13 protein-coding genes are annotated in these 16,091 nt (G+C 43.5%); 2 read left to right on the top strand and 11 right to left on the bottom strand.

Annotation, left to right across the window (positions count from 1 at the left end; all coding sequences use genetic code 11):
• Positions 1 to 80 precede the first annotated feature (80 nt).
• The 8 genes from ACFQI7_RS27700 to ACFQI7_RS27665 all read right to left on the bottom strand — a co-directional run bounded on the left by ACFQI7_RS27700 (position 81) and on the right by ACFQI7_RS27665 (position 5,844).
• Positions 81 to 404, bottom strand: a complete 324-nt coding sequence (locus ACFQI7_RS27700) for a DUF2834 domain-containing protein (RefSeq protein ID WP_218103329.1) — start codon at positions 402 to 404, stop codon at positions 81 to 83.
• A gap of 266 nt (positions 405 to 670) precedes the next feature.
• Positions 671 to 1,213 carry a DoxX family membrane protein gene (locus ACFQI7_RS27695; RefSeq protein WP_218103328.1) on the bottom strand — a complete coding sequence of 181 codons (543 nt, stop codon included), beginning with the start codon at positions 1,211 to 1,213 and terminating at the stop codon, positions 671 to 673.
• A 431-nt stretch (positions 1,214 to 1,644) separates the two neighbouring features.
• Positions 1,645 to 2,034: a hypothetical protein gene (locus ACFQI7_RS27690; RefSeq protein WP_218103327.1), complete on the bottom strand. Its 390-nt coding sequence runs from the start codon at positions 2,032 to 2,034 to the stop codon at positions 1,645 to 1,647.
• Between the two features lie 490 nt (positions 2,035 to 2,524).
• A complete protein-coding gene (locus ACFQI7_RS27685) occupies positions 2,525 to 3,757 on the bottom strand; it encodes a phosphatidylinositol-specific phospholipase C (RefSeq protein WP_218103326.1) in 1,233 nt (410 codons plus the stop codon).
• Positions 3,758 to 4,325: 568 nt separating this feature from the next.
• A complete protein-coding gene (locus ACFQI7_RS27680) occupies positions 4,326 to 4,577 on the bottom strand; it encodes a YolD-like family protein (protein WP_218103325.1) in 252 nt (83 codons plus the stop codon).
• Positions 4,578 to 4,637: 60 nt separating this feature from the next.
• On the bottom strand, positions 4,638 to 5,120 hold the full coding sequence (locus ACFQI7_RS27675; protein WP_218103324.1) for a hypothetical protein: 483 nt from the start codon (positions 5,118 to 5,120) through the stop codon (positions 4,638 to 4,640).
• 198 nt (positions 5,121 to 5,318) lie between these two features.
• Positions 5,319 to 5,561 (bottom strand): LexA family transcriptional regulator, encoded by a 243-nt coding sequence (locus ACFQI7_RS27670; protein ID WP_218103323.1) that lies wholly within the window; start codon positions 5,559 to 5,561, stop codon positions 5,319 to 5,321.
• Positions 5,551 to 5,844: a YolD-like family protein gene (locus ACFQI7_RS27665; protein ID WP_377517984.1), complete on the bottom strand. Its 294-nt coding sequence runs from the start codon at positions 5,842 to 5,844 to the stop codon at positions 5,551 to 5,553. Before ACFQI7_RS27665 ends, ACFQI7_RS27670 begins: the two co-directional genes overlap by 11 nt.
• A 600-nt stretch (positions 5,845 to 6,444) precedes the next feature.
• On the opposite strand from ACFQI7_RS27665, the gene ACFQI7_RS27660 reads away from it, so the two are divergent.
• Together ACFQI7_RS27660 and ACFQI7_RS27655 are read left to right on the top strand one after the other, a co-directional pair.
• Entirely contained in the window at positions 6,445 to 6,639 is a 195-nt protein-coding gene (locus tag ACFQI7_RS27660) for a hypothetical protein (protein WP_218103321.1), read from the top strand.
• A 227-nt stretch (positions 6,640 to 6,866) separates the two neighbouring features.
• Positions 6,867 to 7,091 carry an alpha/beta-type small acid-soluble spore protein gene (locus tag ACFQI7_RS27655; RefSeq protein ID WP_218103320.1) on the top strand — a complete coding sequence of 75 codons (225 nt, stop codon included), beginning with the start codon at positions 6,867 to 6,869 and terminating at the stop codon, positions 7,089 to 7,091.
• Positions 7,092 to 7,219: 128 nt separating this feature from the next.
• On the opposite strand, the gene ACFQI7_RS27650 is transcribed toward ACFQI7_RS27655, so the two are convergent.
• The 3 genes from ACFQI7_RS27650 to ACFQI7_RS27640 all read right to left on the bottom strand — a co-directional run bounded on the left by ACFQI7_RS27650 (position 7,220) and on the right by ACFQI7_RS27640 (position 16,088).
• Complete coding sequence (locus ACFQI7_RS27650; protein ID WP_218103319.1) at positions 7,220 to 7,741, bottom strand: D-glycero-alpha-D-manno-heptose-1,7-bisphosphate 7-phosphatase; 522 nt, start codon at positions 7,739 to 7,741, stop codon at positions 7,220 to 7,222.
• A 360-nt stretch (positions 7,742 to 8,101) separates the two neighbouring features.
• The gene (locus ACFQI7_RS27645) at positions 8,102 to 8,806 is read right to left on the bottom strand and encodes a VIT1/CCC1 transporter family protein (protein WP_218103318.1); all 705 of its coding nucleotides are present in this window, start codon (positions 8,804 to 8,806) and stop codon (positions 8,102 to 8,104) included.
• A gap of 358 nt (positions 8,807 to 9,164) precedes the next feature.
• Positions 9,165 to 16,088, bottom strand: coding sequence for a CARDB domain-containing protein (locus ACFQI7_RS27640; RefSeq protein ID WP_218103317.1), 6,924 nt, complete (start codon positions 16,086 to 16,088; stop codon positions 9,165 to 9,167).
• Positions 16,089 to 16,091 lie beyond the last annotated feature (3 nt).

The following is a 16,091-nucleotide window of genomic DNA, read 5'->3' as shown; positions in this document are numbered from 1 at the left end:
TCAGGAGCAGGTCGCCGCAGCGCCTGCTCCAGTTCTGATGATTGCACTATCGTTATCCGTTAGCGCAAAAGTGCTGAAATTCAGCCTTGTAATTTCTTCACGATGTGTATTTCACGAAGTAATAAAAATAAAGGAAGGCCTAAAGAAACACCTACTACAAGAGTACCTATAATCGGCAACCATAACGACCTCATACCATTTCTTTTGCCTTCGAAGAGAATGAACCCAATAAGTACAATTGCTGATACTAAAACATCCATCCATGCAAATGATCCAATGCGCGTTTGGGTTATTTCTTCTACTAATTGAGACATATCCAAGCCATTCTGAATGATCCATGGAAGAAATTGCGAATACGGCAACACAACTCCCAAAAACGCTAATATTCCATAAAAGTATTTCAACGAAAACCCTCCCCAAATCTCAAATATAGAATATATCACTTTAGTATTTCTCATATCTTATCTATTTTCCTTTATTTGCAACTAAATTAACCTGCCCGTTACTTCAATGAACTCAAGGAAGATCTGTCCTTGTGGCAGCTCCACGTTATCGTTCTCCGTTAGTAAAACCAGGATACAAAAAGCTGGTTCTGAATCGCCATCCGTAATCTCAAACCATTCGATATGCAAAAAAAGTCTCACAAGTGGATGTGAGACTTTTTTTGATTTTAAGCGTGGGCAGGAGTTGGTTTCGTACCCGTTCCAGCCGTTCGGTCAATATGATCTTTCTTATTGGTGAACAGCTTACGCAGCATCGGCATGAGGTAGTAATCGAGACCGTATCTACCTGCGTTTGTACCAGCCATAAAAACGATACCGCCGATCAGTACTAACCAAGGATTCGTGTTTACAGTGCCGGCGAACATGAACATGAAGTTCATCACAAGTCCGAAGAACGCCGCCGCGGCAGTCAGTCCACCGAGGATAAGTCCAAGACCGACCAGGAATTCACCGAGCGGAATCATGAAGTTTATGATCTTCACATTTGGAAGTGCAAAGTTATTCACGAATGCAGTGAAGGTTGGATATACTAGCTCGTTTGTTGCCTTATCAACAATCGGTTTTGCAACCGCATTTTTTAAGAATCCCCCGGCATCAAATCCGCCAGTTAACTTATGCCAGCCTGCGTTAAGCCACTGATACCCAAGATAAAACCGGACGAACAGCAGAATCCCTGCCGCGTATTTATTTTCTCTAAGCCATGTCATCATGACAACCATCTCCTAATTTTAAAAGTGAAATTTTTCACTTGATATTTAAATTAGTAACCTTTTTCCGTGGCTGATGCCATTCAACAAGATCGTTTGAAAAACCGTTTGAACTGGTTCATGGTTCATTTTCCTTTCGTTCTTCACTCTTCCTTACACCTTTACTTTAACATGCTTGGTAGAGGGTTCACATCGGGGCATTACCTGATTTCTAAAGGAGAATCTCCTTATTCTAGCGTGAGGTAAATCACAATGTATCAGCACAATAATCCCTATGCTTTATTCAGGGAATTCCCTAGAAATTTTCAGGGGAGCATTTTAATAAATTCAGTTATTTTGTGAAGATGTCAAAAGGAGCTGCCGCGGCAGCTCCTTGATCGTGTTTGTATAAAGTCCTTCATTGAACTATCGTTACCCGTTAGCGGAAAACACGGTTAGCGTGATAACCACTTCTTCCTCATTGTCAATAAAAGTATAACAATTATTAAAAACACGCTAATTGAAAATAATTTTCCTTGAATTAATCTTTCCAAGGAAGGCGCAATATTCATTACTCTCCATAGACTCCAACCCTGATACAACAAACATCCCACGTAAATGGATAATGCGGTTATCCAGCCCCATGTTCTTTTACTTAGAAGAACAACCCCTGCAATTAGCCACACCAAGGAGCTTATTGAAACAGAGTAAAATGCATAATACTCCCCAAGTGAAAGATCAAACTGATTTTCAAAAACCAGAGTTAATGCTTGGAATAAAAATATAACACCAATCGTGATTTGAAATATTGAAAACGATTTGGTAAATGTGACCGGACTCATCATCCAACCTCCTCACCAAGCTATAAATATAAATCTTTAGACATAATACCATAATTATGCAGTAGGTGATTATTTTATTATGTTACCCCACCCAAGTATTTCCTTTTAAATAGGTTACGCCATAGATAACTGCCCGTTACTTCAACAGAAGACGGCAACCGATCGACTGGCCGGCTGCCGTCGTGTTTGATTGAACTATCTATCGTAACCCGTTAACTTAATAAGCCGCCGCTTTCGATGTAAGAAAAGCCTACCGCGATTATGCGCATATGTTTGTGTCGCGAAACGTTTATGCACATATGCTTGTGTCGTGACACTGCGACACAAACATATGTGCTTTCAAATAAAAAAATCCCCAATTAACGGGGATCTCAAAGCACCTATGTTTGAGTCGTCGGACACCGCGCAAAAACACATTTAAAAAACCCACCATTGAAATCACATGGCAAACGCAGTACTCATTCAACGTTTTTTCTTAAATCCAGCGACGAAACTATAGCAAAAATTTATTGGATGCAATGATCTTTTCAACCAAACTTGTAATCGGTTTATTCGGAAAATCCATGATGATCGTACCTATTCGCTTCGAAATTACTTGATCCAAGTAGCTATACATGTGGGAATTTAGACCTTCAATACCCGGGCTTCCTTCTGCTACCGTATATGGATAGGCGCCTGCCGATGTACCGGATGTGAAGTTCAGGTACCAGTCCTCAAGATTGCCTTCTTGAGCCTGATCCAATAGGGATTTCACATGATCCCATTTCTTACTGATTTGGAACACTGTTGGTACTTTATATTCATCTTGAATGCGAAGTATAGCACCTGGATTATTAATGGAAAACGTAGCATTATCATTCCAACTTGCCGCATCAATGCCCATCGCAGAATTTGCTCCAAATCGTCGGACTAATACAATTTTACCCCGAACCTGATCCAAGGTTGGTATTGTGTCCCCGAGGTACCACATGGATTCATTACCTTCGAGATACCATCGAAACGTATCTTCAAAGCTCCTCGTATCATTTGCATCATCATATTCATGCTTAACAGACATAATAATTGTTTCTCTCGGATGCGCTTGCAGGAAATTTAGACAGACATCTCTGACTCCACCTCCGAACATCAAGTGCTGAAACATGACGCCGTGGTGAATTGCGAACCTGTCTTCGATATGCCGACAGCGGATGTCAATAAAACGAATACCAGAATCCAGCTGTTCTCTGAGGCTTTGCGTTTGACAAATCGCCAGATCTCCTCCATACAGAGCACAAGTGTCGTGAGTGCCAGGAATGTTGAACTCTGACAGTTTACTGCTTCCCGATACTTTGTCCATCCAACCGTTTGTAGGGACACGAATGGAAATCGTGATCTTGTTCCAGTTATCACCAGATATTTGTGTCGCGATAAACTTTCCTGCACTCTCTCCATCCATTCCTATCTCACGCTTATGATCATGACGAGCATCGTACTGATTGTTTCTGAAAGAAATATAATCGCCATTCTGGAATTCCACATGAAGCCTGTACCATGCCGAGCCTGCCCAATAATTGAGTTCTTCGCGCTCTTCTCTAGATGCATAGGATGCAAGGCTTACATTTTGAAAATTATGATCAGGCCGCGATCCCCCATCCCAATCATAGTTATCCGTTTCCGTCACCCATATTCGTTTCATGTTAAGAGGGGTGTTATTGGTTAATCTCAAGTCAGTACGAATCGATGCCACTTCATCTTCCTCCTTTTATGCCATACAGCATTATGGGTTTATCCCACGGAGAAACATATGAGACTATTCGGAAGATAATGCTAAGTTATTTATTTGACAGCCCTCAACTACTATTTATAAGTGAAGGCTAAGCATTTCTATTCAAGAAATATTTCAATACATCTGACAACCATCTGAAGTCATCTTTTAGCACATGAACTATTGCCTGTGTCAGGAGGGACTACACGCGGCAAACTTATGCTTCCAAAAACAAAAAGCCCTTGAATAACAAGGACTTCTTCGATACATCAATAGCTTCGTCTCAGCATTACTCCATTGAACTATAGTTACCCGTTTAGTTAAACGAAATTGTGAGACACTATCGGCACGTTATGCGTAAAAGGTTTGTTTAGCAACATCAAACATTTTTCTCCAATAAAAATAAGTGTGCGGACCCTTCTGGGGCAGCACACTACATTCCATACATCATTATGTATATTTATACATTTATATCGGGAATTCTGAAAAACTATCTCACTAATTATGAAAATATTCTCTCCAATTATGACACCACACACGAAGAAGCTCTTCAGTCTCTGGGATAATCTACTTTCATGATATCCATGAATGGAATTTTCGTAGTTTCACCGTATCGTTGAACATGTACTTTTCCGGTTCGTGAATCCATCTCCACAATTTGACCTCGCACCGGCTCATCCTGCCCCCATACCGTTAATACAATTTCGGCCTGTTCTTGTTTCGCTTCGCTGAGTTGGTTGCCTATTTCCTCTAAGACAAACTCATCCCGCGTTGGTCGTTTAGCTACCTTTGGTTTCCCCATGAAAATTCTCCCCTAATCCATCAAGCAGTCTTAAATATAAAATTATTTTCAACGGCAAAATTAATGTCCGTTGGCAACCAATCGACCAACTATTTCTTTAAGATATTTAGATAAGCGAATACTGATCTCTGATCGCATAACATCACGAACCATTCCAAAACGGTCCTCGTAACCTCTACATATAAAACGATGGTAAACAATCATTTCCACATGTTCGTCTCCCATTATTTTAATGTTACGCTTTGACAATTCGCGACGCAAGCTGTACAAATCGTCACTAATTTTATCCATTACTACTCGGCCTGCAGTCAAATAAAGTTGTTTCAGAATATTATTGCTGTTCTCAATATCATCGATGCTCTTCTGAGCCATGCTCAACATGTAGGGAAGCAAGATATAGTCGCGGATCATTACAAGTTCATCCTCGGTAGGACGATTTCGTAAATGTGTATTCTTAGCTTCGTTTCGATTATCATATTGCTCTTTATGCTCGGTAAGCAGCATTTTAGATTTCCATCGTTCATTGCCGTCCAATTTGCTCATTTGTAATAACCTCCAGCACTCTGCCCTTCATCGACTCTCTATGGTTAATTCTCTCCGTTACCTTTCCCCATCCGGCGGTTGATCGCGGCGTTTCGACGCAAGTCCGGCTCCAGAAGCAGCTTCTGAATAAGGAGGGACAAGCGTGCCACGGGCTCTAGTGGCCATCAGCGCTATGATATTGTCGGATCTTGCCTTTGTTTATTTCCAACCGTATATCCATTTGCGGGTCGGCTCGGATTCTTTGAGCAGCTGAATCTGCTCCGGGTCGACCATAGACCATGCGATATACCCTTCATGACTTAATGTAGCTAATATTTGAAAAACTCCAGCCCGGCCCCGGCCCGTCTTTATTTCAAGCTCATGAATCGATGGCAGCCGTCTGCGACCTTTGGAGTAATTAACGAGGATACGATGAACTTTTCGTTCAATATCACTCAGCACAGAGCTCTACCCCTATAATATCCGTAAATTCGATTAGCTTCCAATCATAGCGCAGCTGCAGCTTCACAAGGAAGAGCCGAGGGTCAAGCCCGGTCACAATCCCAGAGAATTGCAGATTTCCGTATTCTCCGTAGACAGTAATTGTAACCTGTAAGTACTCTGACCTTGATACTTTAAGGCGGCTATACATTTCATGCTGTTCTTCCTCGGTTAGTTCCGGCCTAAGTATCTTTTTTAGGCCGCCTATGCGAACAATTAGACCCTGCTTATGATCCGTGAGCATCATACATGACTCCCACCGCAAATTTTCTTCTGGTGTCAACTTGTTCATGAACGGCCAAAATTCTACTTAGCTGAAACGCCCGCGGCGCCTGTCGTTCCAAGCAAAACGCCTTCACTATCTCCCCTTTAATAGAACGGACCTCAATCCGCCGCTGTGTGATCCGGTTATCCCCGCCAATATAAATGATCTCAACAGTACGGCCCTTGCAACGTAGCAGTTCTCGTCCCATACCACTTATCACCTCATTGAGTGATTTAAAGCGTTCGTAAATTTCCGGTGCATTGCTCGATTGAACAAAACAGAACGCTTGTTCTGTATATTTATATCCAGAATACAGAACATATATTCGTTTTTCAAGTGGTATTTTTTTGAACATCTTTTACAAAGAAGGCGTCAAGCATTAGTATGCGATTATTCGTATAAGAGAGAAAGCTATTAAGACGGTTGCTGCGTTTTTCCAAAATTAAATAAGACGTGCCCAAGAATCGGGGGATACGTCTTATTTAAGATAACGATACGGATGCGCAATATTTTACAAGTAATTAATGAAGGACTAACCGCATTTTACGTCGAAATGTAGTAAACGGAGGTGTCACGTAAATGCTTGAAAAGTATACGTTATTGAACGAGCCCGATAAAACGATGTTCGTGTTCACCAAGAACGGCAAATATTACGGACATATTATCAAGAATTCAACGGCGAAAGCGCCCGCTAAACTCGTATTTGAAACTGCTAAATACGAAACGGTTGATGCATTAAAAGCGGATTATCCCCCGCAAGCTGCAGCCGAATGAAATATATACGTTAATGAGCGGCTTAGGTGCTTACGCAAGTGTGAGCCGATATGCTAGTGCCTGAAGGTTGACCTACTGACGTTAGTGTAGAACGTTCATCGGACCACTACAGTAGGGCTATACCGGCATGCCCAAACAACCTTTGCGGGTATGCATGAATAAACAGGGAATTTGAGAGGGCATTATATAGCTACTGGACAATTCCTACATGAAAGGGGGTTTCTTCTATGACAAGAGGCCAATCGAGGAGCAGTAACCAGTTGATTGTACAACAAGCGGCACAAGCTATGGAACAGTTGAAGTATGAAGTTGCACAGGAACTTGGCATTCAAATCCCGCAAGACGGTTATTTTGGATATATGGCCACAAGAGATACCGGGGCTATTGGAGGTCATATGGTACGCCGTTTAATTTCGATCGCTGAGCAACAACTTTCCGGCTACCGCGGGTAATCCGGTGCATCCTGGTATTGAACCTAACTCAAGTGTACTCGGAAGAACTTCTTTCGGCGAATAACTTGGGGGGTAAAGATGTGGTTTTAACTGATACTTCTTCCCCCCACGATTAACCAATTTAATTTTTAATGTATAATGCCCTTCTCCCTTAATTTTGTAACTGTTTCAAACAGGTTTTTAAATATAAAATCCGGCTCAACATTTCCCGGCTTCTTTTCCCCAATATATATCGTTTTAACTCCGGCAGCCTGGCCAGCCTGAATGTCTACATCGCGGTCTCCAACAAGATAGCTCTGCGAAAGGTCAATGTCATACTTCTGCGTTAGCTCCAGAATCATTCCCGGTTTTGGTTTACGGCAATCACAACCTTGCCGCGGCTTATGGATACAGGATTTTATTTCCCGCAGCTTCCCGCCTGCCTTTTCGATTTGTTGTTTCATATATTTATGTATGGCATCTAAATCATCTACTGAAAAATAACCAAGTCCTACTCCTCCCTGGTTTGTCACGACAAATATTTCAAACCTACATTCGTTGAGGGCTTTTATAGCTTCTGGTACTTGGGGTAACAATACCAGATCTTCCGCACGATTTACATTATGACTCTCGTTAATAACCCCATCCCGATCTAAGAAAAAGGCTTTCATTCGAACCTCCATTTAAAAAGAGTCTCGGTAAACATCCATCGTAATTCAAGTATCGTCTAATGGCATCCCATTTAAGATGGCTGGTTGTGCAAGTAATACTATCACCAAGTCATGGAAACATTATGCAAACTTGGACCGAGTCTAACCCTTCCTATGTAGGTACTTCCTGAGAGCCCCGGCATCTTCGGAGGATCACCGGCAGCTGGCCGGCCCGTACGGTTCCGTTTGAGCGGCGCGACGGCAACGGCGGTCGCCTCGAGCAATCACTGCTGATAAATGCCAGTTACTTCAACGATTTGAAGCAGGTCATCGAGACACCTGCTCCAGTATTGTAGGATAATTATCCATAACTTTCATTCGCTAAGAAATTATTTTGGCGACAAAAAAGGCGATTCCCGCTGCCAATCCACCAACTAGTGTTGTTTGCCAGGCGCTTTTAAATGGTTTTGAACCGGTAAATCTCCCCTTGACATAACCAAAAAAGAACAAAGCTATTAAGGTTGCAATAACGGATGTCATTAAAGCAGTACGTGATTGATGGATGAACATATAGGGGGACAAAGGGATAAGTCCACCCACAATGTACGATAGACCAATAGTCAGTGAACTATTTCTAGCTCTTTTAGGCTCGGGTTCCTCCAGCCCAAGTTCATGCTTCATCATAAAATCAACCCATCTATCCGGATTTTCACTAATTGCCTCGACAGCCGAATTGATATCCGGTTCACGAAGTCCCCAGCTTCTTAGAATTTCGGCGACTTCCTCTTTTTCCCGTTCCGGCACCTCGACGATTTCTCTTCGCTCTCTCTCTAACTCAGATGCATAATGTTCTCGGTCGGTCCTTGCAGCCAGATAACCGCCTAGCCCCATTGCAATTGAGCCTGCTGCGATTTCAGCAATTCCGGCTATAACAACAACATTCGTCGCAGAAACGGACCCTGATAGTCCTGCTGCAAGAGCAAAAGGAACCGTCAGTCCATCCGACATGCCAATCACTACATCCCGAATCAAATCGGAACCCGTAAAATGTTTTTCAATGTGTTCTTTGCTTTTTGTATTCTCCATAGTTTCCTCATTTTATTTTCATTTCGTTAACGAAAATCGGGTCTTTCCCCTTAAAATGCCACATGGCGCAGTAATTTATGACAGCAAAGTTAACTGCCCGTTTTGTTTAGCGCCTCTTCAGGAGTCTAATTTTATTATTATTTGTTGAAGCCAGCATACGCAGCGGTCCTGGTCCGGAAAATCTATTAGAGCCTCCTCCAACCCGACAAAATAATAGGCGTGCACCCAGTAGAGTGAACGCCAAATTACTTCAAGACTTTATTTGTCACTTCAAGACTTTATTTGTTACTTCAAAACTATATTGTCTACTTCAAAACATATTTGTCATCCGACAGCTGCACTTGCTAACTTCTTAATCTTAATGACGTATTTGATTCACAATAACGTCCCATATTACTCCTTTTATCGTGATCAAGACATCATATGTCTGAACCAATCCGTTGCTCCATTGGACGGTAAACCTGAAAGTATGGTTTCCATTGGAAAGTAGACGATCATGATCCGTATTCAGCAGTTCTCCTGAGTAATTTACCAGATTACTCGAGCTAAGAGTTACGTTTTCGGATGTAGTTAACAGTTTGGATGTAACGGAAACCGGCTTCGTAGTGCTTGTTCCAGTATCCGTAACGGCTGCAGATAGCACAAACGCTTCGCCCGCCCAAAAGACTGATGCGGCCCGTTGGTCCGTCGGATGCTTGGCATTCCAGCTTTGGCGATAACTTTCCCACTCAGGAGTATGGGTTACCCATCCCGTAATATTTAGCGGTAAAACCACAAAGGAATACGTTTGTTCGTACGTTCCACCATAACCGTCATCAAGCGTCAATCGTAATGTATAATTCCCCTTCGGCAAGGGTCCGTACGTAAATATTTTGTCCTGACCTGAAGGGACATTCGACCACTGTTGAATTACCGAGAAAGGTGCCCCGTTAAAGCTGCTCTCTACTATAATGGATAATGCGTCCCCATCCGGATCCGTTGCAGAAACTGTAAACGATGGGGTATCGTTTTCGTAAATCGGAGTTGCAAAAGTAATATTTCCGCTTGGCGGCCGGTTGATGTATAACCATCCAGTGTTTGACCATCCGGACCATGCATCATATTGATCCCAAACACTAACTCTAAATTGCAGTTTTTGACCCGCTGGCAATGGTGTATTGACGGTCCAGCTGCCCGAAGTTGCGCTAGTCCCCTGCCATACTTTTCCTGAGTCAACCACGACCAATCCCGATTCATTAAGCACTTGGACCTGGAAGTAATTAAAGACTGCTCTCACATCTAAATCCATTTGATTCCACGTAACGGTCGGTGTGTTCGTTTCAACAATATTGGGTGCTGCCTGCGTCCCATTCGGGTAAGTCAGTGTGACACTCGGCGGCCTGTTTATAACCATCCATGCATCCGGAGAAAATCCAGACCACGCATAACCGTCCGATGCTTGCACCCGTACAGCCAATGGTTCGTTCGTCGGCATATCAACGCTCGGAGTATAGTATCCGGTTGTTGAAGACGTTCCTTGCCAAATGTTTCCGGTATCCAGAACAATCCCATTTGCAGCATTGGCTACCTGTAGTTGGAAATAGGTAAATATTGTTCCCGGATCGGGGTCCGATTGCGTCCAAATGAACTGCGGCCGCGTTGTTGTCACGTATGTTGGATTCGCTTGCGTGCCGAATGGAAAGCTCATATACGTAACAGGCGGTCGGTTGGTGATCATCCAACCTACCTGTGACCATGCCGAGAATTCTTCCCCATCTGATATCCGTACTCTTACTTGATACTGCCCACCCATTAGCAGCGGCGTGTCCATTGTCCAAGCCCATGACGTATTTGGTGTGTTCATTGACCGATTATACACGCATTCGTAACAATTACCGTAAATGTCTCTAATTTCGAGATCAAATACCGTAAAGATCGTGCCCGGATCAATATCGTTTTGGTCCCATGTAACCGTAGGTCTCAAAGATACCGGATTCGGATTTGTAAAGCCGCCGTTCGGGAACGTCAGGTTAACCGTTGGCGGGTGGTTTGGCGTACAAGGATTGCAATTGACTGTTATGGTTTGATCCATCCAATCGGACCAAGCATAGTATTCGTCCCCTACAGCTTTAACAACGATGTACGTTCCCGGTTCAGGTGGATGTACCAGCTTGCCGGTCACTGTATTTCCGCTCGGCGTGACATAAAAATATTTTTCGAATTTAATTCCGCGATCCGTCTGATATCCGTTTTGGCAGCTGCTTGAGTTGCCATCATAACAATGGTCCGGATCATAGGAGTAGTCGTTCCATTGGATCGTCCCATTGCCCGCTTGAGATACGGTAAAATTCACAATCGGCGCACGGTGGACAATGAGCTGCTGCGTGTACCAGTTCGAGTATTTAGAGTATCCTTGGAACGTTGTGTCCCCATTCGACAACCTATGATCCGGATGCGGATCGTCGGGTGCCCGATACTCGATCTTATAACTGCCGACCTTATCGAAGCTCAGTATCGGTGTTGTAACGAGAGCGCCGTTTTTGCTGGACCATCCGCTTTTTCCGTCTCTAGCGTCCAAGAACATAAACGGATCAACGTGAGTGTACTTCCATTGTGTTCCGTTATCGAAACGCGGATCGCCTTCCGGATCGTCGAAAGTCGTTTCATACACCACTTGCGTATCGACCACTGCCGCGCCGTATGTTTTATTTGTGATATACGGGCTGTATGCAATGGCAGACATTGCCTTAAATTCGGTTGATTCATGAATCGAATAAGGTCCGGTTGAACCGTACAGGAACGTACTATCGTTTACGGTAAAATACGGCACGCCATCCTGATAAACCTTAATTTCGCTTCCCGTTAACTTGACTGAGTACGTATTCCATACGCCGGGAAGCAAAGAACGTGCCTTTTCAGCAAGGATCGTCTTTTCCCCATTTACGATTTTGACCAAGCGCAATCGGTTCTTCATGGACTCGACTCTGTACATATTTTGATGGTCTTGGATGCGGAAACTCATGCCAGCCGGTACATAGTCGTATTTCAGGTTGTTGATCCGCATTGTCCAGTTAATCGAACCGTTTATTATTGGCGGTTGGTTCGGCTTAATAAACTGTCCGTAGGTAAAGAACTCTCTTATTCCCGGAAGATGACTTTCTTCATGATCGAATCGATAGACGTTACCACAATAAACAAATAACCCTGGCTCGACTACTATAGGCGGCTTCTCACAGGTACCTTGTGGTTTCCAAATAAGTTCTTTTGTTTTGGCATTCCCAATCCAATATTCTCCGTGATAGTACCAGTCAGGGATTACTTTGAAGATCGGAGTATAGCCATCAATAGGTTCCTTAGAGTACCCGTCAATGCTAGTTTGGTTATAGTTTAACAGTTCTTCCGCTACCCCTGCGGGTAGTTGAGGTTGCCATTCACAAACCGTGTCGCCGGGAATCCATTTGGGATTTCCTTCATCGTCATATTCCGTATCGCTATAGTGTCCTCCTACTTCCCAACAGTTATATGCGTGAAGTTGCCCGGTTTTTACATTTTGAATTAAGCTCCGGGGTGTATAACCGCTTTCTGTGACCAAGACGTAGTTATCGTCAGAGCTAATAGCAGTAGGTACGTTTAAGTTACAAGCAGGTATAATTTTCAACTGCTGCTCTGCTTCGTCCCAATAGGGATGGTAACAAGTGTTTGACCATGCCTCTCCGTACATTAGAGCAGAACCGAACACTTTTCCGCCCGGACTTCGAAAAACCTCCGAAAAATAGGGACTTGTCTGATACAACACACCCGAATTCCAAACGGGATCTGCCCGGAATGAAGGAATATGATCGTATGATTCGACCTTATAAGGCGTAGTTAAATTATCGAATGTGTAGGATTCAATAGTCCGCGTATTGAGATTTATTCGCTTATATCCAGTCGTTGTTTTGATCATTTCCTGAATTTTGGTTGCCTGAGATCCGTCACTGAATACCACATCTTTACCGTAGTCGGGAAATTCGCGGTTGCTAACAACGTAGTTACGACTAAAAGAATAGGCCGCTATCGTATTTCCAGCTTTAAGCTCAGATATTTTATAGCGTTTGTAATGGACGTTTTGGTAGGAATTCCAGGAGCCTCCAGTATCAAGCAAAATGATTTCGTTTAAGTCTTCCCGAACGTACACGAAAGCACTTGTATCGTAAAAATCACTTGTGTAAAGACGAATTGGCGCTGGTAATTTAGTTCCCGCCAAGTACCACTCCATCTTATTCCGATATGTCCACCCATATAACGTATAAATAAACATACCATCCCCTAAATAATATATAGGGTTTTTAGTACCTAATTCGGCATTAGACCCGACCAGACTTCCAACCAATGACACGCTATTGGGACTATGCGGGTAAGTTAGATTCTGGTCCGCTTTAATCGATCCACCAATGTTATATCCGTAAGGATCGGCGGTAAGATTGTATCGCGGGCTGGTCGCCAAGGTTCCATCAGGGGTGATCGACCACATCCGCTTGTTCAGGTTAGGCTTATCCAAAGTGCTCGTTGTCCAAGCATCGTTATTCAACATATCCTGCGGATTCATTGGTACCGCCTCAAAAGGAGTCGGCTCTATGCTGTTCCCGCTAACCTTAAATGTTACGTCTGGATTATCGTTCACAACTTCTACTGTGTAATTTGCGGTGCTGTTTAGGCCGTAGTCCTCTTCCGCGTAAAGCCTGAAACAGTATTTACCGACTTTCGTTGGCTTAAATTCGAAGTTCCGGTTATCGCTCGATATTTTATTTTCGTAAGGATTGCAAGAGCCGTTGTTTCCAACGTCATAGCCGTACCACGTTTCATATTTAACAATCGTATCGCCATCCGGACTGTAAGAATTGTTCCGAAATGTGCTTGGCGCGATCCTAGAAACGGTGCTGCTATACAGGAAATCGATCACAGGCGGCAAATCCGGAATCACCGTAAGCTTCCAAGTGTCCGGGGCCAATGATTTCATTCCCGTATTGTCAAAGACATTGAGCTTTATGATTTCTTCTCCCGGGTTAGTGTAGGATGTTTTGGCGTTCGTCCATTCGTCCCGAGAGTGATCAATCGTGCGGCCTTTGACGGGCGAATAACTGTCACTTGCATCCCACGGTATGCCAATGGGTCTTCCAACCTTGATCACCTGTTGCCCTTTAATTTTCGGTACCGGATTCGGTGGGATGACATCCAAGTTAGCACAGGATTTCACGGTATGTACTGTGTTAGATGCAGTCGCACATACCAGCTGCAGTCCTGCCACATCTGCTATCATTCCGTTATACGACATACTATTATAAGGTGTTTTCCATCCATACTTGGCCGGTAGACCTTTTATCCAGGCTGTAGGTTCGCTACTTGTAAAATCCCATTGGAAAGTTAATGGGTCCCCATCGGGGTCTTTCATCTTGATTACTTTCAGATCGACCCGTTCTCCAAGGATAGCTTGATTGATTTCGCTACCATCTGCCGGATCAGTAAAAGCAATTTTCAGCTCTGGCGGATTCTTAGGCGGCGGTGGTCCAATGGTAAACGTTCCGGGTCCGATAACACTTTCCGTCCCGCAGCTGTCCACTACCGTCACCCGCACCTCAACTTGTCCATCCTGAATATTAGACGGATACATTCGAGTGGCTGTATCGTAGCTGAATGGCTGTGCCTTTTTGGTTTCGCCATTGCTATTGTACCAACCTACCTGTAAAGGGGGCCAATTCCAGACTCCGCCTTTACCTTTAAATTCGTACTTATATTTTACTAAAGTACATCCTTTCTCTTCGACCTCGAACCAGACTAAATTGCTATCTTTCCAGTTTATGAAGTCCTTATCCGGCCACACTTTTCCTGTCATGGTTCCAGTAGGATCAGGCGGATCAGTAGTACCACCACCGTCGCCACCACCACCACTACCGGAGCAGCCCCCTGCCGACTGAACGGTTACGGCTTGAGTCAATGTGTTATTGTTTTCCCCACCCGCTCCTTCGTCTACGGCATTATTTGAATCGACGATGACTTTGAACGTGTATGATCCTGCTGATGGAAAGTTATATGTGAATGTTCCTTGCTTCTCGTCATTTGTATCAAGACCGTTCGTATCCATACTGGCGACTTCCGATCCGTTTAGTTCCACGATGGTCCGAAAAGTGGTTGTTGTAGCAGCACCCGTATTTCGAATTTTGTAAGTGTACGTAACATCCTTTCCCGCCTCGATACATGATGCTCCGCTTGTCAAACCTATAGGTCTTAAATCCGGAGTCGAAGAAATTACAGCGTCTTCGTATTGAACTGTAACTGCACTGTCATACTGATACGTTGTCCCTTTTAGATCAACGATAAAGGCAGCATAGTATGTGATGACTTTCGCACCGTTCGGAGGGTTTGCTAGTTCTCTTGATGAATCGTATCCATCTTCAAAATCTTCAAAGCTCTGCTGGAAAGTAACTCGGTATTCCCCAGCATCGTTCTTATTTGGAGCTACATGGATATCCCATATAATATCTTCTCGTGGATATCCGATGTGATTGTTATCTGGTCCTTTAATTGGTTCTTGCAAATCTGTGTTGACTCGTGCAGAAGTTGCTTCCACATCCGTAACTGCTGAATCAGGAATTTCGATACCGGATAACTTAAACGGTTGATCTTTAGTTGATCCCAAGCTCAATGCTTCCAGTTTTGAAAAATCCGTTGTCGAACATCCCGGAAGTTTTGGCATCGAAATACCTTTAATCGTTTCAGTATCGGCATTTGAGGTACTTCTGTAAGATGCAGGCCCGAAGTCATCCGGTCCGCAGCTTATTTTAACAATATCCCCGTTTATATCCGGCACATCCGCGTACCAGTTTTTTCCTTGAGAACCACCAGGTATGTAGCGATACCAGGCGTAGTACCCCTGTGATCCTTCCTTATTATCAAGCGAAGTAACTTCTTGACGAGTACCATTGATGTCATTTACTAATCCAGAATAACTATTTAAACCGATTGCCGCAGACGGTGTAATGTCCTGTGAACCATGAAAAATTTTGCTAATGACCTTACCTTCCGGGACAGTAACGTCAATCTTTCCTCCGGATAAATAACTGGTTTTAGAGTAATATTTATCTCCGACTAAACTGAACCCTCCATAAGTAGGAGTGAGCTTTGTTGTCATCGAATCAGTTGAAGCGGCAAATGCTTTCATGATCATTTCACCGAATAACTGAGTGGCCGGCGAATTAAAAGCCATTAGAAAAAGCAGAAGTAAACTGATGAATCTGACGCGTTTTCTAACCTTGTTTAAAAACAACCT

This window comes from Paenibacillus allorhizosphaerae (assembly GCF_042659105.1).
GTDB classification, from domain to species: domain Bacteria; phylum Bacillota; class Bacilli; order Paenibacillales; family NBRC-103111; genus Paenibacillus_G; species Paenibacillus_G allorhizosphaerae.
Note: the sequence above shows the minus strand (reverse complement) of the source record. Positions and strands in the feature narration are given on the sequence as shown.